Source organism: Streptomyces sp. H39-C1, from assembly GCF_027158125.1.
Taxonomy (GTDB): domain Bacteria; phylum Actinomycetota; class Actinomycetes; order Streptomycetales; family Streptomycetaceae; genus Actinacidiphila; species Actinacidiphila fildesensis.
This window is the reverse complement of record NZ_JAPVLS010000028.1, coordinates 37,295-59,224: the sequence shown is the minus strand read 5'-3', so window position 1 is coordinate 59,224 and position 21,930 is coordinate 37,295. Positions and strand designations below refer to the sequence as shown.

The 21,930-nt window shown below is 68.8% G+C and carries 19 protein-coding genes; 5 read left to right on the top strand and 14 right to left on the bottom strand.

All coding sequences use genetic code 11. From position 1 onward, the window contains the following. The first annotated feature begins 123 nt into the window (after window positions 1–123). The 4 genes from lanKC (at window position 124) to O3W51_RS20110 (ending at window position 4,794) form a co-directional block, all read left to right on the top strand. On the top strand, window positions 124–2,724 hold the full coding sequence (lanKC, locus tag O3W51_RS20125; protein WP_269287100.1) for a class III lanthionine synthetase LanKC: 2,601 nt from the start codon (window positions 124–126) through the stop codon (window positions 2,722–2,724). 12 nt (window positions 2,725–2,736) lie between these two features. After that, complete coding sequence (locus tag O3W51_RS20120) at window positions 2,737–2,865, top strand: hypothetical protein (protein WP_269287099.1); 129 nt, start codon at window positions 2,737–2,739, stop codon at window positions 2,863–2,865. 462 nt (window positions 2,866–3,327) lie between these two features. Further along, a complete protein-coding gene (locus tag O3W51_RS20115) occupies window positions 3,328–3,825 on the top strand; it encodes a pyridoxamine 5'-phosphate oxidase family protein (protein WP_138355334.1) in 498 nt (165 codons plus the stop codon). A gap of 243 nt (window positions 3,826–4,068) precedes the next feature. Continuing rightward, entirely contained in the window at window positions 4,069–4,794 is a 726-nt protein-coding gene (locus O3W51_RS20110; protein ID WP_138355333.1) for a PIG-L deacetylase family protein, read from the top strand. A 164-nt stretch (window positions 4,795–4,958) separates the two neighbouring features. On the opposite strand, the gene O3W51_RS20105 is transcribed toward O3W51_RS20110, so the two are convergent. Further along, a complete protein-coding gene (locus O3W51_RS20105) occupies window positions 4,959–5,375 on the bottom strand; it encodes a hypothetical protein (RefSeq protein WP_138355332.1) in 417 nt (138 codons plus the stop codon). Window positions 5,376–5,522: 147 nt separating this feature from the next. After that, window positions 5,523–6,470 (bottom strand): ISL3 family transposase, encoded by a 948-nt coding sequence (locus O3W51_RS20100; protein ID WP_269287118.1) that lies wholly within the window; start codon window positions 6,468–6,470, stop codon window positions 5,523–5,525. Window positions 6,471–6,826: 356 nt separating this feature from the next. Between O3W51_RS20100 and O3W51_RS20095 the strand changes: the two genes are divergently transcribed. Continuing rightward, window positions 6,827–7,564, top strand: a complete 738-nt coding sequence (locus O3W51_RS20095; RefSeq protein ID WP_138355330.1) for a VOC family protein — start codon at window positions 6,827–6,829, stop codon at window positions 7,562–7,564. A 464-nt stretch (window positions 7,565–8,028) separates the two neighbouring features. Here the strand turns inward: O3W51_RS20095 and O3W51_RS20090 are convergent, their stop codons facing one another. From O3W51_RS20090 to O3W51_RS20035, 12 genes are all read right to left on the bottom strand, one after another. Next, window positions 8,029–8,913, bottom strand: coding sequence for a GNAT family N-acetyltransferase (locus O3W51_RS20090; RefSeq protein ID WP_138355329.1), 885 nt, complete (start codon window positions 8,911–8,913; stop codon window positions 8,029–8,031). 812 nt (window positions 8,914–9,725) lie between these two features. Further along, complete coding sequence (locus tag O3W51_RS20085) at window positions 9,726–10,238, bottom strand: tetratricopeptide repeat protein (RefSeq protein WP_198358676.1); 513 nt, start codon at window positions 10,236–10,238, stop codon at window positions 9,726–9,728. 349 nt (window positions 10,239–10,587) lie between these two features. After that, window positions 10,588–10,998 carry a DUF3291 domain-containing protein gene (locus tag O3W51_RS20080; RefSeq protein WP_138355328.1) on the bottom strand — a complete coding sequence of 137 codons (411 nt, stop codon included), beginning with the start codon at window positions 10,996–10,998 and terminating at the stop codon, window positions 10,588–10,590. 294 nt (window positions 10,999–11,292) lie between these two features. Continuing rightward, window positions 11,293–11,826: a MarR family winged helix-turn-helix transcriptional regulator gene (locus tag O3W51_RS20075; RefSeq protein WP_138355327.1), complete on the bottom strand. Its 534-nt coding sequence runs from the start codon at window positions 11,824–11,826 to the stop codon at window positions 11,293–11,295. A gap of 235 nt (window positions 11,827–12,061) precedes the next feature. Then, window positions 12,062–12,709 carry an SGNH/GDSL hydrolase family protein gene (locus tag O3W51_RS20070; RefSeq protein WP_138355326.1) on the bottom strand — a complete coding sequence of 216 codons (648 nt, stop codon included), beginning with the start codon at window positions 12,707–12,709 and terminating at the stop codon, window positions 12,062–12,064. 66 nt (window positions 12,710–12,775) lie between these two features. Continuing rightward, window positions 12,776–13,615: a sugar phosphate isomerase/epimerase family protein gene (locus O3W51_RS20065; protein WP_198358674.1), complete on the bottom strand. Its 840-nt coding sequence runs from the start codon at window positions 13,613–13,615 to the stop codon at window positions 12,776–12,778. 142 nt (window positions 13,616–13,757) lie between these two features. After that, window positions 13,758–15,185: a polysaccharide lyase 6 family protein gene (locus O3W51_RS20060; protein ID WP_138355324.1), complete on the bottom strand. Its 1,428-nt coding sequence runs from the start codon at window positions 15,183–15,185 to the stop codon at window positions 13,758–13,760. A 32-nt stretch (window positions 15,186–15,217) separates the two neighbouring features. Continuing rightward, window positions 15,218–16,651, bottom strand: a complete 1,434-nt coding sequence (locus tag O3W51_RS20055) for a polysaccharide lyase 6 family protein (RefSeq protein ID WP_138355323.1) — start codon at window positions 16,649–16,651, stop codon at window positions 15,218–15,220. Between the two features lie 47 nt (window positions 16,652–16,698). Continuing rightward, window positions 16,699–18,075, bottom strand: a complete 1,377-nt coding sequence (locus O3W51_RS20050; protein ID WP_138355322.1) for an alpha-L-fucosidase — start codon at window positions 18,073–18,075, stop codon at window positions 16,699–16,701. 269 nt (window positions 18,076–18,344) lie between these two features. After that, window positions 18,345–19,211 carry a carbohydrate ABC transporter permease gene (locus O3W51_RS20045; RefSeq protein WP_138355321.1) on the bottom strand — a complete coding sequence of 289 codons (867 nt, stop codon included), beginning with the start codon at window positions 19,209–19,211 and terminating at the stop codon, window positions 18,345–18,347. Next, entirely contained in the window at window positions 19,208–20,179 is a 972-nt protein-coding gene (locus O3W51_RS20040; RefSeq protein ID WP_138355320.1) for a carbohydrate ABC transporter permease, read from the bottom strand. Before O3W51_RS20040 ends, O3W51_RS20045 begins: the two co-directional genes overlap by 4 nt. Beyond that, window positions 20,176–21,504, bottom strand: coding sequence for a sugar ABC transporter substrate-binding protein (locus tag O3W51_RS20035; protein WP_138355319.1), 1,329 nt, complete (start codon window positions 21,502–21,504; stop codon window positions 20,176–20,178). The genes O3W51_RS20040 and O3W51_RS20035 overlap by 4 nt, the downstream gene beginning before the upstream one ends. Window positions 21,505–21,930: the final 426 nt, after the last annotated feature.

Here is a 21,930-nt window from a genome sequence, read left to right as displayed (position 1 = left end):
CACACTCCCGGCCCGGGTGCTTCGGCCTGGGACGACATGCCACTGAACGACATGCCACTGGTTCCCAAAGATCCTTCCCACCCGCCACTCTGCCCACCTTCGTTCGACCCTCAGGAGGATCCGTTGCTCGACGCCATCGGTATGGCGCTTGCGAGTCAGGAGTTCTACGCCCCGCTGGCAACCATCAGCGACACCGGGCAGCGGCTCGCCCCTGCGCAGGTGGCCGATGGATGGCTGAGCACCGGCAAGGACATCTGGACGGCGTGGAGCCACCCCTCTCTCCGACGGGCCGCTCAAGGCTGGAAGATCCATGTGTCCGCGCGCCTGGACCGCACACAGGACGTCCTCGACGCTGTAGCACATACCTGCTTCGCTGAGCGGGTGCCGTTCAAGCACGTCAGCGCCCAGAAGTTCTTCCTGGCACTGCACCACAAGCACGCGGACCGTGCACAGGCCGGCAAGTTCTGCGCCCTCTACCCGCAGGACACCGAGACGGCCCACCGGCTCCTGGCCGTCCTTTCGGCCGCGCTGGAGGGCGAGGAGGGCCCGTACATCCTGTCCGACCGCCGCTACCGGGATTCTCGGACCGTCCACTACCGCTACGGCGCGTTCAGCCACCGCAGCCGGCTACGCCTGGACGGCAGCAGAGAACCGGTCATCCGTGACGGCTTCGGACGCGACGTGCCGGACCAACGCCGACCCGCGTTCATCCTTCCCGACGGCGTCACCGATCCCTTCGTCGCCAAGGAGCCCGCACCGCACTCCGGGCCGATCGTCATCCGCCACTACGAGATCGCCAAGGTACTGCAGCCCAGCAACGCCGGAGGGGCATATCAGGCGGTGGACCGCCGCACCGGACGCGCTGTCTTCATCAAGGAAGCACGCGCCCACAACGGCTATACCTGGGACGGCGTCAGCGCGCGGCAGAGACTGCGCCGCGAATACGACGTCCTCACCGCCCTCCACGCGGCGGCCCCCGGGGTATGCCCGCAGCCCCTGGACCACTTCACCGAGTGGGAACACGACTTCCTGGTCACAGAGTTCATCGACGGCATCTCGCTGCACCATTGGGTGGCCCGGAACTCACCCACCACCAAGGCCGAGTGGCCCAACCGCGACTCCGCGAGCTACTTCAAGGCCTGCCGCCAAATCCTGCGCAGCCTGGACGAGTCCCTTTCCCACCTTCACTCCCGGGGCTACCGCTTCGGGGACCTCAGTCCCGCCAACGTCATCGTCACCGCCGACCTGCGGGCCAGACTCATCGATTTCGAGGCCGCCACACCGCTGACTCAGCCGGCGGCCGCCATGGGCACCCCCGGGTTCACCCTCCCCCGCGGCCTCGCCGACGCCGACACGGACCCGCTCCTGCACGACCGGTACGCCATGGCCGCACTCACGCTGTCCCTCTTCGCTCCACCCCTCCAAGGAGCAGCGGAGCGTCAATCGTCCCAACTCGCGCTGTTGCGACGTGATCTGACTGCCACTGCGGCAGTGCCGGCGGACTTGTGGGCTCGCGCGACCGCCTTCCAGCGTACGGACGGCGGCAGTTCCGCGGCATTGCCCGACCCGTCCGACGTGGACGCCGATCCCGAAGGCTGCCTCGCCGATCTCGCCGCGAGGGTAGCCATCGGACTGCTCGATGCGGCCGACACCCGTCGATCCGACTGGGTCTTCCCACCCTCACCCCAGGCATTCCACACCAACACCGTCGGCGTTGCCTACGGAACCTCGGGGGTGGTACACGCCCTGCACCGGGCGGGCGTGCCCATCCCTGAGGAGATCGAGAAGCGATTACTGGTCGACTCCCTGGCACTGCGCGATGAACTGCCACCCGGCCTGAACGCGGGATCAGCAGGCATCGCCCGGGTCCTGGCGCAGCTCGGCCGCCTGGACGAGGCGACCGAACTCCTGCAGACCGCCGAGAACCATCCCCTGACCCGCACCTCCACCACACTGGCCGACGGCCGGGCCGGAATCGGCCTGAGCTGGCTGGCCCTGCACCGGCGCACACGCGACAACCGGCACCTGGAGCTGGCCGCGGCAGCCGGAGACGCGATCGTGCGCACCACCGACCTGGTGCCGACCCTCGGCGACCACGACGCCAGAGGGCTGTTCCACGGCCGCTCCGGCCTTGCCCTCTTCCTGCACCAACTGGCCGACGCAACAGGTCGGACCTCCTACCTCACAGCAGGCCGTCACCTGATCCACGAAGAACTCGACCGCGCGCTCCAGTTGCCCGACGGAGGCCTGTCCTTCGCCGACAATGCCGTGATCAGGCGTGCCATGCCCTACCTGTCCGTCGGCTCGGCGGGCGTGGCTACGGTCCTCACCCGCTATGTGGCGACCTCGCCGGACGACCGCTGCGTCGCGGCACTGCCGCTGCTCGTCGCCGATGCCAGGAAGACCTGCGCCATGGAACCGGGCTGGTCCACAGGACTTGCCGGGCTGACCTACTTTCTCGCCGAGCACGCCGAACTGACCGGCCGGCCGACCGACCGTGAAGCCGCCGTACGGGTCGCCACCGGACTGCTGAAACACGCCCAGCCCCATGGCCAGGGTGTCCGCTACCTCGGCGCGGGCGGCATGCGATGCACCGCCGACCTGACTTGGGGCGCCGCAGGAGTGCTTCTGGCACTGCAACGTGTCCTGCACGGCCCCGAGGACGAGTTGTTCACCTTGGACCACGGGCATCCCATCCACCCTGAGGTCCCCTCTCGAAAGTGAAGGAACGCCGGTATGAACCAGATTCTCGCTCTGCAGGAACTCACCGTCGAGGTCGACGCCGAACAGGAAGGGGCCTTCTGGCCCCCCTGCTTCAGCATCCACGAAAGCCTGTGGACCAACCCGACCACCACCACCATGTGATCGGTGGCGGACCGTCGGCATGCCCGACGGTCCGCTCCTTCCTCCATCAACAGCGCATCGGGCAGCATGCACCGGGCACACCGGCTTCCAGCGTCGGGCGTGCCCGTACGGCCGTGGTCCGCCAGGTCCGCCGTGATCCCGGCGGTATCTGTCATGACCTGTGGGCGGGCCAGTTCGGCCAGGTCCACGAGCAGGCGGGCACCGCCGTCCTCGGCGATGCGGCGGCGCCGTTCCCACATCGCTGTGGCCCTGGGCCTGCCAGCGGCGCGCGCTGAACCGACGGAGCGGCACGCATTGCCAGTACACCTCCCCCAGGCTCCGACCGTAGACGGCGTACTCCTGCGCGGCCGCCTCCAGGAGAATTCGTGCGCGGGATGTCGAGAACGTGCGGCCGGCTCCGTCCCAGGGGCACGAGAGGCCGCGAACCGGCCGCTCCACGACCTCGACGAAGGAGCGATCACCATGCAGCCGACCCAGATCACCGAGATCCTGAACCGCCCGATCAGCCAGGATCTGCTGGCCCGCGACCTGACCCGGCTGGCCTACGTCGCCACGGACGGCACCCCACGCAGTATCCCGATCGCGTTCACCTGGAACGGCTCGCAGATCGTCCTGTGCACCACGAAGAACGCCGCGAAACTGCCCGCACTGCGCAAGAACCCGATCGTTGCCCTGACCATCGACACCGAGGTCCACCCACCGAAGATCCTGCTCCTGCGCGGGCGGGCCGAGCTGGACGTCGTCGACGGCATCCCGGAGGAGTATCTCCAGATGAACGGCAGCTACGCGATGACACCCGAGCAGCGCACCGAGTGGGAGGCCGAGGTCCGCTCCCTCTACGACGGCATGGTCCGCATCGTCATCACCCCGACCTGGGCGAAACTCATCGACTTCGAAACCACCCTGCCCACCGCCGTCGAGGAGCTGATCCGACAGCGCGCCGAACGTCAGTGCACCTGAGATCACCGCCTTCGCAAAACGGCGTGGCAGTTCTGCGGTACGAGATCAGGAAATGGGCCGAGGCTCCGCTCCATCGAAGAATCCGAACGCCTGCGATGCTGCTCGTTTCGAGCAGCGACCGGCGTCCGCTCTTCCGCTACCGGCTGCCGGCCCTCACGTCGGGCTCCGCACATCGCGGCTCGCCGCACCACCGCGGCACAATCCCGGTTCCAACTCGACCGGACAGGCCCTAACGTGGCGGAAATGACGGACCAACTGACACCCATGCCCGACGACTGGCAGCGCGCACTGGCCATCGTCGCCCACCCCGATGACCTGGAGTACGGAGCCGCCGCGGCGATCGCCCAGTGGACCGCAGCGGGACGCGAGATCACCTATCTGCTGGTCACCCGCGGCGAGGCCGGGATCGACGGCCTCGAGCCAAAGGAGTCGGCCCGGATCCGCGAGGCCGAACAGCGGGCCAGCGCGGCCGTGGTCGGTGTCACGGCGGTGGAATTCCTCGATCACCCTGACGGCGTCATCCAGGACGGCCTCGAACTGCGCCGCGACCTGGCCGCGGCGGTGCGCAGGCACCGGCCCGAGCTGCTCATCACGCTCAACCACCACGACACTTGGGGCGGCACGGCCTGGAACTCCCCCGACCACCGAATCGTCGGCCGCGCCACGCTCGACGCGGCGGGCGACGCGGGCAACCGCTGGATCTTCCCCGACCTGCCGGACGCGCCGTGGGACGGCGTGCGGTGGGTGGCTGTGGCCGGGTCCCCCCAGGCCACGCACGCGGTGGAGGCCACGCCTTCGGGAGCGGAGCGGGCGGTGGCTTCACTGGCGGAGCACCGGGCGTACATCACGGCGCTCTCCGACCAGTCCCCGAAGGACTACGCCCAGTCCTTCCTCCAGGGCATGCTCGACATGGCCGCCCCACGCTTCGGGGGCGTCCCAGCGGTGACGTTCCAGGTCTACCCCCGCTAGTTGCCGGATCAAGGAGCGTTTGCCATGCCATCGAGGACGAGCAGCCCGTCATCTCCGCCTGGAACGTCCCATAGCCGCAGACCACCCGCTCCACGCCTGCCGCACGTGACTGTGCCCCGGCGCGCATCCGGCGCCGGGGCACAGTCGAGGTCGATCACCGGGGACTAGCGCACCGTCACGTTGAAGACGGGGGAGGCCGTGTTCCCGCTGACGATGCGCAGGCTGTTCTTGCCCTTGAGGCCGAGCTTGACGCCCAGCGAGTAGGCGCCGTTGCGCGCGACGGGGACGGAGGCGGGCAGCATGACCCACTTGCTGCCCTGCCTCTGCTGCAAGGTCACCTTGGTGCCCGCCTTGAGGCCGGTCGTCGTGCCGGTGACACGGAACAGCTGCCACGCCTTGACGGAGCCCACCGACGGCTTCGCACTGATGGTGGCCTTGGCGGCGAGTGACTTCTGCGCGACGGAGGTGCTGGCCGTCGCCGGAGTCGCGGCCATCGCGGCGGTGCCTGCCAGAGCGACGGAGGCTGCCGCGATGGCGCTGACTACGGCGATACGCAGGGAGTGCCGCTTGGTGACGATCATGGTGGTCCCCTCCAGTGAAGCTGTCGGTTGTCACACAAAGGCAAGACAAATGCCATTGGCGTGGTTCTCACCAGAAGAGATGTTCCGTCACGCGAATGCGTTGTCGGCGAGGTGTCACTGTCCTGTAACAGGCACGGCCGGCTCCGTTCACGTGTCGTGCGATGGCGCGAAGGCTGTCACCGCGCTCGATGCGTTCGTGGATTTGCTGGTGGCGTTCACGGGTGCGGGTGACCAGAGGCCGTGGCCGTCCACGGATGTCCAGTTCCGTGTGGTCTGGGTTCTCCTGAGGCCGGCTGTCTTCAGTCTGATCCGATGGTAGGTGAGAGGTTCTCGCAGGTCGGCACGGTGTCGGCCTACAACGCGTTCGACTGCTTCGGCCAGATTGTGCAGGAGGTGCCAGGCGTCGGCCACCTGCTGGGCCTGCGGGGCGCCCGCCTGGGCTCCGTCACGGAATGAATCGGCACGGTCGCGGCAGATGATCCGCACTTCGGGATGGTTCCGCAGCCATGATGCGAAGGTGTTCGCGGCGCGAGCGAGAACGTCGATCGGGCGGTGGGTGGACATGTCGATGAGGATCGTTGCGTAGGTCCGCCCGCGCCGCAGGGCGAACTCGTCGACACCGAGAAGCGGGACATGGGCCGAGGACGGGAGTGGCAGGGCGCGGATGAACCGGAGCAGGGTGTCCTTGCAGGTGCCGATGGACATGCGTTCGGACAGGCGTGCTCCTGCCTTGCCGCCCAGGAACAGGGCCAGGTCGGCGAGCTGGGCGGTGAGAGCGTCCGTGCGGCGTGCGTACCGACGCGTCAGGGCCGGTATCTGCTCGGTGAAAGTGCGGCGGTCACACTGATCGTTGTCACACAGGAGTCGGCGGGCCTGAAGTTCAAGTCGTACACGCTTGCCTGCCACCGGACGATCCGCCAGAGTCCGCGGGTAGTAGCAGTGCACCCTCGCGGATCGCCGTCCATAGTCGGGACATGCTGCCGACGCGGCCTGAGACCTTACGGCGAGCCGGACCTCCGTCTCCGTGAGTGTCACTCGATCGATCCGAACCTCGACACCTGGCAGCAGAACGTCCGCGATGCGGACCCCACCCATCACACAGAATTGATGCCCAACCACCCCCAAAATAGCGACAGAGCGCAGAAGCTGAGCCAGAACCCGTGAAGTAGCAGCGATTGGTCAAGGGTTTGGGCAGCAGCCGGCGATCTTGTGTGCTCCGGATGTCCACCAGAAATGACGTCATCCGACGACCGAGATCGCCTCAAGGCAACGGGATGCCGGTTCTGCGCCTCGGCCGATGATCCGGGCTGGTTCGCGAACCGTTGGCCGATCCGTTCGAGGAACTCCTGCAGGCTGGTCGCGGCGACACAGAAAGGGGCGACCATGGTCACTACCGGGTCGAGCACATGTCGGATCACGGCGGTCGGGCGGCATCTTCTAGGATCTGAGACATGGCAACAAGACTCGTACAGATTAATATGAAGGCCCAGGACGACTCCGTGCTCGGCCGGTTCTGGGCGGAGGCACTCGGTTGGGGTGTCGACAGCGAGGGACCCGGCGTGACCAACCTCGAACCCGTGGGCTTCGTCTACCCCGACCCCGTGGCCGTCTGCATCGACATCGTCGCCCGCCCGGAACCCAAAACGGTGAAGAACCGGGTGCACCTTGATCTGGCCACCACCTCGACCGCCCATCAGGCGGAGTTGGTCGCGCGCCTGAAGGATCTCGGCGCGACGCTCGCCGACGTGGGTCAGGGTGACGTCCCCTGGACGGTCATGGCCGACCCGGAAGGCAACGAGTTCTGCGTCCTGGAGCCCCGTCCGATCTACCAGGACACCGGGCCGATCGCCGCGGTGGTGGTCGACTGCACCGACCCACGAGGGATGGCCCGGTTCTGGGGCGAGACGATGGACTGGACGCTGCACGAGGTCACCGACGACCATGCGACCATGCGTTCCGCCAAGGGCGTCGGGCCCTACCTGGAGTTCCTCCGCACCCCCGATACCAAGAGCGTGTGGAACCGCGTCCACCTCGACGTGTGCCCCTACCCCGGTGACGACCTGGGAGCAGAGGAAGCCCGACTGCGCGCTCTGGGCGCCACCGACCCTGGTATCGACCGGTCCGCGATCTCCTGGACGGTTCTGGCCGATCCGGAAGGCAACGAGTTCTGCCTCCTCTCCCCTCGCTGACCTTGAGCAACGGCTCCGGCCGTTTCGGGTCGGCGGCGAGGACCGCGTTGCGTCAGCGCATGCCGCCGGTGAGGGGGACGGTGTCCCCGGGTGATTCAGCGCGCGTCAGTGGACGCCAGGAAGGCCAGGAGCGGGCCGCCGCTCCCTCTACGTCTCCTACCTGGCGGCCCTGGCACAGACCCGGCACACCTGTCGCGTTGCTGTGCGCGAGCCAGACCCAGATCCGCAGCGGCGCGGGCGTGCCGTGTGGGAATCCTTCGAAGCATGCACAGCCCTGCGCTACGAAGTATCGATCTGCGCGCCTCGCTACATCGTCGGGCCGGCGGATGACACATTCCGCCGGCTCCGCGACCTGCGCGACGTGGTCGCCGACGGATGCGGCCGGGCCAGCGACGAGTACATCACGGGCCGGCTGCGCTACGACGAGGCATACCAGTCTCTTCGGGATGCCATGCGGAGAGACCTCAACGCGGATGCCCAGTGCGTGCGAGCGTGTAGGAGTGGAGTTGGTCGATCTCGATGAATCCTGCTGAATCGTAGAGGCGGTTCGTTGCGGTGCGGTCTCGGTCGTCTCCGGCAGGAGCATCGTCGTCGACGTACAGGATCACCTCGGTGGCGCCCAGCCCGGTCAACACGTCCAGGGCAGAGCCCAACAGGGCGCGCCCCAGCCCTTGGCCGCGTGCGGATGGGGCCACTTCGATCCGCCACAGGACGCCGATGCCGTGGACGGGCGGGCCCACCACAGCCTCCGCGACCACGTCGGGGCCGTTGCGGATCTCCAGCCGTCGGGTGTTCTTGCCCGTGTCGTCGGCGCGGCCGATGTGAACGTGGGCGGCGTGAGGCAGGCCCGGGGTGGGCAGTGCGGCGCGCAGGTACCGCCACAGCCGCTCGCCGGTGAACCCCGCCCGCCGCAACGCCTCATCGGTGACCGCACGGTTCCGGACCGGCAACGCCTCCAGCCCCAGAGACAGCGCGGAGGCGATCTGGAACGCCTGGACCGGGCGCGGCGCCAGTGCGGCGACCGCGCGCCGGATCAGCAGGTCGGCGGTCCGGGCGGCCTCCCCGCAATGCAGCCACAGGATCACCCCCGTGTCGTCCTTGGGCCGGACGGCGTAGGACACCACGCCGAAGACGGCCCCGGTGTCCTCCACGACCACCTCGGTGGTGGGCTGGTCCAGTGCGGCCCACCACTGCGCATCTACCGGCGAGCGGCCCTCCAGCGCCTGATGGAGCATCGCGGGAGTGGTCGGCGGCTGGCCAGGGAGGCGGTCGGCGTTGATCAAGTGGAGAACAGCGGTCTGATCAGCCGGGGTGTACGGGCGCAGCGTGACGCCAAGAGGGGTGCTCACGGATACGACCCTGGCCGGGTGGATCCCTTTTGTCCAGGTGGGGGCGGTGCGTCGTGCGGTGCAACGCGCACACCGGTTGGGGTGGTGTCAGTGATCCGTGCTCCGTGCTCAATGGCTCCCTCGCACTGGGGCAGACATGGCGGCGGCCAGCCGGGGTTCCAGCGCCAGGCCGCCCACTGGTCGGCGTCGGCGAAGGGCCCGGCCCGGGGTGGGCCAGCGGGCCTGAGTCCCGGGCGGGCACGCGGTCACCAGCGCCTCGCCCGTGTCGGCGAGGACCCGTAGCGCCTGTTCACTCCACACCCGCCCGGAGCGGTGTACGTCACGCCGAACGACCGTTTGCCCCGTCTCGAAGGTCTCCACCAGTTCCTCCCTCGCGAGCCCGGCCGGGACATCCGGCAGGGCGGGCACCACTTCAGCGCGCGGGGACGAGGTGGGAAGCCGCCGTTCGGATCCTGTCCGGCCTCGCTGTCGTAGGGTCAGCCCAAGTCGAGTGTCTCCTGCGTGAAGTCGGCCGGGGCGGGGCAGGGGCGGCGGCGCGCTGGCTTGGCGTGCGGCTCTCCAGCGCTCGGTCAGCCGGGTGCTGGCCACGAAACGCCCCAGGCGGCGAGCTGTGCTCCGCCGGTTGCCGTTCGGTTGGGCGCCGATGGACGGTGAGGTGGACGGCAGCGGGGCATCAAGGTCAGGCAGCGAGACGGATGGGTGCCTGCTGGCCCTGTGGCAGGGGGCGGGCCAGGCGGCGGGCCCTGACTCCTCGAAACCGGCAGCTTCGCGCCCGCTCAGCATCCCGCCGGCCTTGCGCAGGGGGACGCTTCCTATTCGGGGCGGCCGTCGGCGAGCCACTGGGCGAGGCCGCTCAGCCCGACCGCCCACCGCCCGAGGTCGGTGACCTCGGCGTGCCCGGTGACGACGGTGAGCAACTCGGCCACCGCCTCGTCCGGCCGCTGGGCATCGTTGAGGGTCAGGGCGCGGAAGACGCGTACGGAGTCGGAGTCGGGGAACTCCCTGCGGGCGCGGTCGAGCACCACGAGCGACGTGTCCAGCTCGCCCAGCCACCTCAGGGTGCTGGCGTACTGGCACAGGCACCGGCGCAGGGCGTCACCGTCGAGGCCGAGGGCGAGGGCCCGCTCGTAGTAGCCGCGGGCGGTCTCTTCCAGGCCCGCGGTGTCGTAGGCGCCACCCACCTCGTATACGAGGACTGGGTGGTCGGGGTGTTCGGCGAGCAGCGCCTGGAAGTACGCGATCGTCGGCGCCATGTTCGCCCGGTCGCGCTGGTCGTAGCCACGCTGGATCGCCTCGGCCAGTTCGGGTGTCACGTCGGTCGTCACTACTGCAGCTCCCCATGTGTACGAGTGATCAACTGACCCTATCGCAGCCTCGTCCGCAGACAGTTGGACGTGTTCTGCCGGCTTCTGTCAGGCAGTGCCCCGGCGAGTTGGCTTTGGGCAGGGTTGTGGGCACGCAGTCCGCGCCCGGCCAGGTCGGGAGTGCGTCCCGCGTCCTCCGGGGTGGCTTTTGCCACTTCGGTCAGCCCGATGACACCGCCTCGAGCTGAGTCAGCTCGTCCATGCGCAGTGCCTGCCGGAGCTGGCCGCGCCCGAGACCGCCAACGGCGTGGCTGGACGATCTTGTCCGGACGGTCAGTGGACGTGGCTGCGGGCAGGACGCATCAGCTGGTCAGCGCTCCTGGGCTTCCTTGGTCGCCATTTCGTCGAGTCGTCGTTCGGCCTCGGCCCAGCTGATCGGGAGATCCGCGACGGAGGCGTCCCAGAACACGAACGTGGAATCGCTCATCGTGGAGCGCATCGCCTTCATGATGGAGCGGTGCGGCTCCGTCTGAACGAACGTCATGAGCTGCTCACGGCTCTCCCATGCGGACAGTGTCTGGAACGTCCGCTTGACGGGCCGGGCGACGAGCGAGGCGCCGAAGCAGCCTGGAGCTTTGCGGACCTGGCGCCACGCCGCCAGCGAGTTGAGGAAGAACCGCGGCACGTCCTTAAGGCTCCGGACCTCGAATCGCGACGCCATGATCAGCGCGGATTCGTGGCCTTCGGGAGAGTTGGGGGTGGTCCAGCGCAAGGTGGGCATTGAAGTACTCCTCGGTAGTGGCGTCGTGCTTGCCGGGGCAATCTGATGATGTCAGGGAAGGAGCGTGCGAGCCGGTCGAGTTGGGGATGACGAAGGTGTCGCCGGAGCGGACCGCCGCGAGGTCTTGGTCCAGTCCGGCCCGGTCCCGGTTGCTGGCGGTGAGCGAGTCGCCGCCCACGGACCCGGAGTGGAATGTTCAGTCCCCCATCGCCGTGCGATTGCGGCCAGGTTCGAGGGCGAGAAGGGAAGCGGCGGGGATGCCCTGGCGGAACGGACTGCTCGGGGGCCAGTGACTCAAGCCTCGCCCGCCAGGCGGACGTCGCTCGTGTCATTCGCCTGATCACCAAGGCTGATCAGCAGAGTGCGCAGGGTAGCGGCGAGGTCGCCTTGCCGGTGCGGATCGAGCGCGGCGAGGATGCGCCGTGAATTGTCGAGGTGGGCGCCGATGACACGGTCGATGAGCTCGCGGCCGGCGGGGGTGAGGGCGACGATGACCGTACGCCGGTTGGCGGGGTCGAGGTCGCGTGTGACGTAGCCCTTGGCGACGAGCCGGTCGAGCCGGTTGGTGATGGCACCGGCCGTCTTCATCGAGTGGCGGGTCAGTTCCCCCGCGGTCATGCCGCCGGGTGGGCCGGCGCGGAGGAGGGTCCCGAGGACGTCGAACTCGCCCATCTGCAGCCCGAATTCGCTGAAGAGCGCTTGGAACTCGCGCTCGACGATACGGGTCACCCGTGACAGGCGGCCGAGAACGTTCACGGGGGACGCGTCGAGGTCGGGGCGGACGCGAGCCCACTGTTCCACGATGAGGTCGACGGCGTCACGCTCCACGAGGACTCCTCAACGTTGAAATGTTCGACGTGAGATTACCACCGTGACGCACGCTCCTCAACGTCAATTATTTGAACGTCGAAGTGCCTTTCATGGGCGCCGAGTCACCGCCCGCGATCACCGCGCCTGCCCTCATCGGTGACACCCTGCGGCCTGATGCCGAATCACGATCACCCCGCCGTCCCTGGGCCCCAGCCGGCGTGCAGGGTTCGGGGCAGTCTCTTCTGGGGCGGTGCTACCGCCGCCCGTGCGGGGTCGTGGGAGCGACCTCGGCGAGCCAGGCGTCGGCGATCAGCCGGTGCCCCAGAGGGGTCGGGTGGACGCCGTCCGGGGCCAGCTCCGCCGGCTCCCGATCCTGCGCCGCGCGGGGCAGGACAAGGTCTGCGCGGACCACTTGGGCTCCGTTGTTCACAGCTGCCCGCAGGACGGCGTCGGTACGCGGCGACAGGTCCTCGAACCAGCGTTCCTGGTCCGGCCCGACCGGGAGCAGGAACGGAGTGATGACGACCAGCTGTGCGGACAGCTTGCTCGCGGTGTCCGCGAGCAGGCGGTCGAGGCACGCCTCGAACTCGTCGACCGGACTGGGGAGGTTTCGGTCGTAGCGCCGCCAGGTGTCGTTGATGCCGATCTTGACCGTGACGACGGTGGGCCGGTGGTCGATGACGTCAGTGCTCCAGCGGGATGCGAGGTCATACACGCGGTGGCCGTTGATCCCCCTGTTGATGATGCGGGGGCCGGGTCCGTCGTGCGCCCGCTCGCGCAAAGTCCGCGCGATCTCGCGGACGTATCCCTGGCCGAGCGATGCGGGATCCGCACGGTCGCGGCCCGCGTCGGTGATGGAGTCCCCGATGAACAGGAGCGTGTCGTCATCCTTGATGTGCATGTCTGCCGTCCTGGCGTTGTGGGCGGAGGACGGGACGCCTGTCGTGGCCCGTCGGATCACAGTCAACTACGTCTGACCGGATGGGGATTGATCTGCGGCGCGCCTGAGGGTCTGGGCCTCGCGGGCCAGCACCGCGGGGTCGTCGCCGGGGACGAACTCCAGGAGCGCCTCGACACCCCGGCCCGCGAGCAGGCCGAGCGCTGGAGCCCACAGGTCCCAGCGGTCCGCCAGTGGAAGCCTGTTGTGGCCGGGCCACCACGAGAAGACGTGTACGGCGGTGACCCGGTCGCCGAGTTCGACGAGCCCTGCCAGCGCCTCCTCGTCGGGGGTGTCCTGCGGCGGCTGCCAGTACGTGCGGACGTTGTCCGCGCCCACCTCGTCCAGCAGCCGCAGGGTCGAGGCGACGGTGTCGGTGAGCGTTCCGCCGTGGAACTCCGGCGCGAGCTCCAAGCCGTGGTCCGCGGCGATCCGGGCCGCCTCCCGCAGGCAGAGCACGGTTTCGTACCGCTCGTCCGGCAGGACGGACCGCGATCCGGTTCCCCCCGCCCAGACCCGTACCCGCGGCGCCCCGAGCACCACGGCGGCCTGGGCCACAGCGGGAAACGCCGCCAGCTCCGCGCGGGTGGCACGGAAATACGAACCGTAGGAACAACAGGCCAGCCCGTAGCGGTCGGAGACCTCACGCACCGCTCGGATCGTGCCGGGCTCCCCCGCCGGCGCGTGCACGTCCGCTCCCCACTCGATCACCTCCAGGCCCGCGTCAGCCGCGCGTCGCGCGACCTCGGCAGCGGGCAGCCGGCGGAAGGTGACCGAGCACAGGCCCAGGCGGGTCAGCCCGGTGTCCAGCCCGCCCGGCCGACCCAGCGGCGGGCGCTCCACCGCGGTCCGTCTGCTCTCCTCGGTCATGACCCTGCCTTGCTCGCGATGTGGCCTGCGGATGGTCTGCGATTGCCCGGCCGGTCCATCCGACCCGGTCCACCGCCCGGGGGTCGGGCGGACCGGGTCGGATGGACGGACCGGCGTGCGGTGCCCCGTCACCGGGTCTCGCTCAGGCGGCGTTCGGGCCCACGTCCGCAGCGGTCAGCGGGTGCCGCAGTACGGGCGCCGTCGCGTACTCGTCGGCACCGATGTCCCGTACGCTCCCGCGCTGATCCCCGTCGATGTCGTCGGCCACGACGGTGCCGCCCAGCGTGGCCGCGCCGATCGCCGGACTGCCGGCCGTCAGCCGCAGAACACCGTCCGTGCCCCGACCGAGCCGCGGGTCGGCCCGGGTGAAGCCCCCGGAGGGGATGTTGCCGTTGGCGGCCGCCCCCCACAGCAAGTTGCTCTGCCAGGTGAAGCCGGAGGTGGCTCCCATGGCGACGAGGCTGCCCGAGTCGCCGACCAGCAGGTTGTCGGCGATGGTCACGTCCTGCGGCTCGTACGTCCGCGTCTCGCCCGACAGCGTGCCGGCGTTGTTGATCAGGGAGTTGTGCGCGATCACCGCGCGGTCGCAGGCGTCGTTGCCCCGCCGCTGCTCCTGCGTCTCCCCCGGGGTGTGGTCACGGGTGGTGCCGCTGCCGACCACCAGGGCCCGGCCGGACAGCCCGCTGAGGTAGTTGTTGACGATCACGTGGTCGTTGCCGTAGACGCGCACCCCGTCGATGCCGCCGATCAGGTGGTTGCCCTCCACCCTGGAGCGATTGCCGTGCCGCAGCACGATGCCGCCGCGGCTGTCGCGGATGGTGTTGTACCGCACGGTGTTGTCCGAGGACTTCACCGAGATGGCCTCGGGGTCGCCGTTGCAGCGCTCGAACAGGTTGTACTCCACGTAGGCGCCGGCCGCCGACAGGGCCCGGCCGCTGACGCCGAGGCGGATCGGCTCGCCGCCGTTGTCCCCGGTGAAGGTGTGGTCGGAGAAATGGTTGCGGAAGATGTGCAGGTTCTGGGCCATGGCGGTCGAGCCGGGACCGTCGACGACGAGGAAGATGCCCGCGGTGGTCTTGTTGTGGAAATGGTTCCGGTCGATCTTCGAGTCGTCCGCCCGCACGACGACCCAGTACGGATCGCCGGTGTCCGCGAACTGGAAGTCGTTGCGGGTCAGCCGGATCGCCGAGCAGTCCGCCGGGATCTCGAGCGTGGTGCTCTGCCGGAAGGCGAAGCCGCTGATGGTGATGTTGCTGGAATTGCTGAGCACGAAGCCGCGTGCGCCCCGCAGCACCGCGCCACCGCGGGTCTCGGACACGATGGTGATGGGCGCGGCGCCGGTGCCGTTCTTGCCGGAGATGGTGATCGCGCTGCCCGTTGGAACCGTGTAGGTGCCGTCGGCGACGATGATCCGGTCACCAGGGGCGGCGCCGTTGATCGCGTTCTGGAGTGCTGCCAGGGAAGCGACCGGGATGTCGGCCGCCGATGCGCTGCCCGACAGCGTGGCGGTCAGGGCTGCGGCGCCAAGTGCGGTCACGGCGGTGCCTTTGAGGAACGTGCGTCGTTGCATGGTGCCTCCTGCGTCGAAGTGGGCGGGTGCGCTCAGCCGGCCTGAGGGCCGACATCGGCCGGGGTCAGGGGTCCGCGCCTCGGCGCCCGGCGGGAGTATTCGTCCGCGCCCACATCCCGGGCCCTGCCGCGGGGCTGTCCGTCGATGTCGTGGGTGATGCGCGGCCACCGCAGCGTGCCCGCGTCGATCGCCGGGCTGCCGGCGGCCGGCCGGGCGATGCCGTGCGGGTCCGTCACCAGCCTGGGGTCGACCCGGATGCCGCCACCGGCGGGGATGTTGCCGTCGGCGGCGGCACCCCACAGGAGATTGCCCGACCAGGTGAAGCGCACGGTGTTCGCCATCGCGACCAGTTGGCCGGTGTCCGCGACGAACAGGTTGTCCGCGACGGTGACGTCCCGCGGCTCGTGCGGACGCTGACTCTCCCCGGAGAGCGTGCCGTTGTTGTTCAGCAGGGTGTTGTACGCGATGAGGATCCGGTCGGGGGCGTCGTTGCCGCGGCGCGCCTCGGGCGTCTCACCGGGGAGGTGATCGCGCTCCGAACCGCTGCCGATCACCAGGGCCCGCCCGGACAGGCCGGCGAGGTAGTTGTTGACGATCACATGGTCGTTGCCATAGATCCGCACGCCCTCCGTGCCGTCGACGAGGTGGTTGGCTTCCACCCGGTTGCGGTTGCCGTGCCGCAGGACGATCCCGCCGAGACTGTCGCGGATGGTGTTGTACCGGATGGTGTTGTCCGAGCTCTTCACCGAGATCGCCTCGGGATCGCCGTTGGCGCGCTCGAACAGGTTGTACTCCACGACCGCGTGGGCGCTGGACAGGGCTCGGGGGCTGACGCCGAGCCGGATCGGTTCGCCGCCGTTGGAGCCGGGGAAGGTGTGGTCGGAGAAGTAGTTGCGGTACACGTGGACGCGCTGGGCCATCTCCTCCGTGTTCGCGCCCTCGATGCCGAGGTAGATGCCGAGGGTGCTCTTGCCGTGGAAGTGGTTGTGGTCGACGCTGCTGTCGTCCGCGCGCACCATCACCCAGTGCACGCCCTCGATGTCGGCCAGTTGGAAGTCGTTGCGGGTGAGCCGGATGTGCGAGCAGTCCGGGGGGAGGTCCAGGGTGTTCTTCTGCCGGAAGGAGAAGCCGCTGAGGGTGATGTGGCTGGACGCTTCGAGGAGGAAGCTGTGCTCGCCTTCCAGGATGACGCCGCCGCGCGTCCGGGCGGCGATGGTGACGGGCGCGCGCCGGGTGCCCTGCTTGTTCCGAACGGTGAGCGGGCGGTCCGGTGGGACGGTGTAGGTCCCGTCGGCCACGATGATCCGGTCACCGGGTCGTGCCCGGTCGATCGCGGCCTGCAGCTCGTCCAGCGTGCGGACGGCCGCCGGGGCTGAGCTGGCGCTGGCGCTCAGCGGTCCGCCGACGGGGGCGACGGCCAGCGCCGCCCCTGCCGCGGTGCCCATGAGGAACGTGCGGCGTTGCATGGTGCCTCCGTGAGGGTGTGGTGGACGGACGGTGTGCCGGCTGGCGCTCAGCCGGCGGCCAGGGTGTCCCGGGTGGTGTCCCCGGCGTCCTGGGTTTCCTGGGTGTCCAGGAACAGTTCGATGACAGGTACGGGGGTATCGGGGCGCCGGACCGGGAGCTGGAGCGTGAGCGTTCCGGCCGGCTGTCCGCCCATCTCGGTGTTGACCGCGGGCCGGTCCGGGTCGATGTGCACCGGGATGATCTCGGACGCGTCGTTGAGCAGTTGGGCGTAGCGCACCCGGCCGGCCAGGCCCGGCAGGTGCAGGTGACGCAGCGGCCAGGCGAACAGGTGGACGTAGAGCCGGTCGCCGCGCTGGGTGTACCGGCATTCGGCGGGGGCGGTGTACGAGGAGGGTCCGCAGCCGCGGATCGCCCGTTCGTGCAGTTGCGTCCACCGGCCGATCTCCTCCAGGACCGCGGTGTCGCGCGGGTCGAGAGCGCCGCGGCCGGTGGGTCCCACGTTGAGCAGCAGGTTGCCGCCCTTGGACACGCCGTCGACGAGCATGCGGATCAGCAGGTCGGGGCTCTTGTGGTCCAGGTTGTCCCGGTCGTAGCCCCAGCTGCCGTTGAGCGTCTGGCAGGCTTCCCACAGCACGGGTCGCCCGTTGTCGGTCATGGGACCGGACGGCTGGTACTGCTCGGGGGTGACGAAGTCCCCGGGAAGGCCGGTCCGGTCGTTGACGAGGACGTGCGGCTGCAGTTCGCGAATGGTCCGCAGGAGCTGCGGGGAGTCCCAGTCGTCGGGTCCCTTGCCGCCCCACCAGGTGCGCCCGGCATACGAGAAGTCGAAGAACAGGTAGTCGACGCGTCCGAACGAGGTCAGCAACTCGCGGACCTGGCCGTGCAGATAGCGCTGGTAGTCGCGGATGTCCCGCTCGGCGTGGGATGCCTTGAACGCCTCGTCGTCGCGCTGCGGATGGGTGCCGTCCACGGGGAAGGACGGATGGTGCCAGTCGATCAGCGAGTAGTAGAGGCCGACCTTGAGCCCCTCGGCGCGGCACGCCTCGACGAACGGCCCCACGAGGTCACGGCCGTGCGGGGTGTTGGTGACCTTGTACTCGGTCAGGGCGCTGTCCCACAGGCAGAAGCCGTCGTGGTGCTTGGTGGTGAGCACGACGTACCGCATGCCCGCCGCCTTGGCCGCTCTGGCCCACTGGGCGGGGTCGTAGCGGTCCGGGTCGAAGTGGTCGAAGTACACCTGGTACTGCTCGTCGGTCAGTCGCTCACGGTTTTTGACCCACTCGTGCCGTGCGGCGAGGGAGTACAGACCCCAATGGACGAACATGCCGAACCGGGCGGTGGTGAACCAGTTCGTCTCCGGGCCTCCTACGGGATCCGGGGTCGCGGACGGGTGCGCCGGCGGGGTGTCGGTGCTCGGAGTCATGGGGAATCGCTCTTTCTCATCGGCGTCCGGCGGCTTTTCGGTGCGCGTCAGGGCTGGTCGTAGGGAACGGGGGCGGGAACCGGGCCGACGCGCAGGCACGTCAGGGTGGCAGGCCCCGGGGGCCGGTGCGGGCTGCGGGGCCGGCGCAGGCCGCGGGCCGGAACGGGCCGGAACGGGCCGCGCGGGCTGCGCGGGCTACGAAGTCACCGGGGCCGCGGGTCGGTCCGCGAGTCAGCGGTCAGTTCGTGGGTCGGTGGTCGGTTCGCGGGTCAGCCCTTGAGCGCCCCGGAGGACAGACCGCTGACGAAGGACCGCTGGAAGAACAGGAAGACGATCACCGAGGGCAGCAGGGCCAGCAACGAGGCGGCCATCACCACTCCGGGCGTCACGGCCGGGTCGATCCGCAGGGTCCGCAGCGCCAGCGGCAGCGTGTACGAGGAGGAGTCCGTGGAGACGAGCAGGGGCAGCAGGTACTGGTCCCAGATCATGGTGAAGCCGAAGACTCCGATGACGCCGAGGGCGGGCTTGCACATCGGCAGAATGATCTGGGCGAAGATCCGCAGGTCTCCGGCGCCGTCGATGCGGGCGGCCTCTTCCAGTTCGCGTGGCACGTCCTTCATGAACTCGGTCATCACCAGGATGGAGAATCCCCAGGCGCCCAGCGGGACGATCATGCCGGCGAGGGTGCCGATGAGGTTGAAGTGGACGACCGGCAGGTCGGAGAGAATGACAGACAGCGGGAGGGCCAGGATCTCCTCGGGCAGCATCAGCGTCGCCAGGATGGCGACGAGCGCCAGCGTCATTCCGGGAAACACCTTCCGGGCCAGCGCGTATCCGGCCAGCACGGAGACAACGACCTGGAGCAGCAGCCCGAAGCCGACGACGAAGAACGAGTTCAGCAGGTACTTGAGCACCCCCTGGTCGAAGGCGATCCGGAAGTTGTCCAACGTGAAGCCCTTGGGCACGACGCTCAGCTGCGTCGGGTCCTTGATGTGGCCGAAGGCGCCGACGAGCAGGGCCAGCAGCGGGCCCGCGAACACCGTCAGGACCAGCAGGTAGATGACGGCCTTCAGGATCCGTCCGCCGACGCTGCGGCTCTCGGTCAGGCCCAGCGCGGTCTCGGTCGGCGCACTCACTTGCTCTCCCTCCGCCGCAGCAGTTGGACGATGATGGTCAGGATCAGCGTCGCGACGAACAGCAGGACCGCTCCCGCCGCGCCGACGCCGAGCCGGTTCTGCTCGAGCCCGAGCTTGTAGATGAGGGTCATGACGACCTCGGTGGAGCCGTTGGGCCCCCCGTTGGTGAGCAGGAACACCTCGGTGAACACGCGCAGTCCGCGGATCGCGGCGAGGATGAACAGAATCGAGAACACCGACCGCAGTCCGGGCACCGTCACGTACCACACCCGCTGCCACCGGGAGGCCCCGTCGACCTTCGCCGCCTCGTACAGGCCGCGGTCCACGCTCGTCAGTCCGGCGAGGAAAATCATCATGTCGTAGGGGGCACCCCGCCAGATGCCGGTGAGCATGATGGAGGCCATCGACGTGTCGGGGTCGTTGATGAACCCCGACGGACCGGCTCCCACCAGGCCCAGAACGGAGTTGAGCATGCCGTCCCCGGTCGGGTGGTACATGATCCGCCACAGTTCGGCGACGACCGCGAGCGGCACCACCACCGGAAGGAACGCCGCGGAGCGCACGAATCCCAGTCGCCGGCTCTGCCCCTCCATCAGCAGGGCCAGGGCGAAGCCGAGTGACATCGCGCCGACGGTCTCGCCGACGGCGAGCACGACCGTGTGCCACGCGGCCTCACGGAATCCGTGCGACTGCAGCACCGTAGCGTAGTTCTCGGTGCCGACCCACCGGTTTCCCAGGTAGGGCTGCACATCCTGGAAGGACATGGTCAGCGCGCTGGCCATGGGAATGAACTTGAAGTACAGGAAGAGCAGCAGCGCCGGGGCGAGGAAGAGCCAGGGCGTCCACCACCGGCCCGATCTGCGGCTGCGCCCCCGACGACCGGCGGTCCCGCCGCCCCGGAGGGCCGGTTCGCGGGGGGCGGAGCCGGCTGCCGCACGGGCGGCCGGTTCCGCCTGGTCGAGGCTCATGACGCGGCGATCCCCTGCTCCTTGAGGATATCGGCGAGCTGCTTGTCGAGCTCACCCAACTTGGCGTTGATGTCGAGGCCGCAGTCCGCCATCAGCGCGTTCACCGCGTCCGCCGTCACCTGCCGCACCGGCGTCCAGTTCGGTATGGAGGGCGCGTACCGCCCGGAGTCCTGGTACGCCTGGGCGTAGGTCTTCCAGCGCGGGTCGGGACGGATCTGGGAGATGTCCACGGCGGTGTTGACGGGAAGTTGCACGGTGTAGCCGGTGGCGCCCTCCATCCCCTTCTTCTGGCCTTCGACGGACACCGCGAAGCCGGCGAAGGCGTCCTGGCCGGCCTGGTTGTCCGAGCCGGCCATCAGGTAGACGGAGCCGCCCTCGGCGAGGACGGTGGCGTCCTTGGGTCCCTTGGGCATCGGCACGACCTCGTACTTGTCCTTGCCCAGGGACTTGTCGAAGCGCGGCAGCAGGTACGGGCCGACGACGAACATGCCGGCTCGACCCGACTCGAACGTCTCGTTCGTCGGCGGGGTGTCCATGGTCACCGCGCCGGGCTGGATGGCCTTGGCCTTGCACCCCAGGTCGCGGAACCACTGCATGGCCTGCACCGACGCCGCGGTGGTCATCGCCGGCTTGTACGTGCCCTTGCCGGCCTCGGTGATGAAGTCGCCGCCCGCGGCCCACAGGAAGTTCGAGAAGTACCAGGAGGCGTAACCGCGCTTGGTGGACAGCGGGGCGGCGAGCCCGGCGGTGTTGTTCTTGCCGTCCCCGTCGGGGTCCTGAGTGGTGAAGGCCGTGGCCATCGCGGCGAAGTCGTCCCAGTTGCGCGGGACGTCGAGCTTCAGCTTCTCGCGCCAGTCCTTGCGGATCAGCAGCGCGGACGCCTGCGCGGAGAACGGCAGTCCGTACTGCTTGCCGTCCAGGCTCTGCCCGGACTTCAGGCCCTGTTCGATGATCTGCTTGCTGTCCTTGATCTTGCCCAGGTCGATCTCTCGGAGCAGACCTTGGCTGTGCATGGTTCCGAGCTGCGTCACGTCGTTCATGACGATGTCGGGGAGCTTCTTCTGGGCGGCCCGCTGCTGCAGTTTGGTCTCGAAGTCGTCGAAGATGGCCGTGACCTTGACCTGGTAGCCCGTGGCCTTCTCGAAGGCGGCGGCGAGCTGCAGTGCGCCCTTCTCCCCCGGTCCGCCCGGGGTCGTCCTGGTCCAGAGCTCGAGAGGTGCCTTGGGGTTCTGCTTGGCATCCACTCCCGCAGCCCCGGAGGTACAGCTGGTGAGGATCAGAACCGAGGCGAGGGCCCCCGCGCCGATCCATCGCGATCTCTGCATGACAACTCCCGGTTTCGCCCGCATCACCGCGGTCTAGAAAGCGCTTGCTGGGACGGTAACCGGGTCCGAATCAACGGTCAATAGTCCGATGAATACAAAGTGTTTCGACTGACCGAAGGAGCGCTCATCTGGCACACTTCCGCACCTCCTCCAGCCGGCGCGACGGATGGGAGGGACGACCCGACTCCTATAAATGGGTTCTTGGCCATATAAGTTGGGCATCGACGGGAACGGTTGTTCACCCCAAGGGGCGCCTCGTTCCCCACGGCCGCCACTCGACCAAGGAAGATCGACATCCAGGGTCACGGCGATGACATTTCAGTGATCCGATGTATGGTTCCTGCGAGCTACGGGCCGGACAACGAACAGCCCCCACCAATCCACGACATAAAGCCAGACGCTTTCCATCACATCCGAGCAGGGACC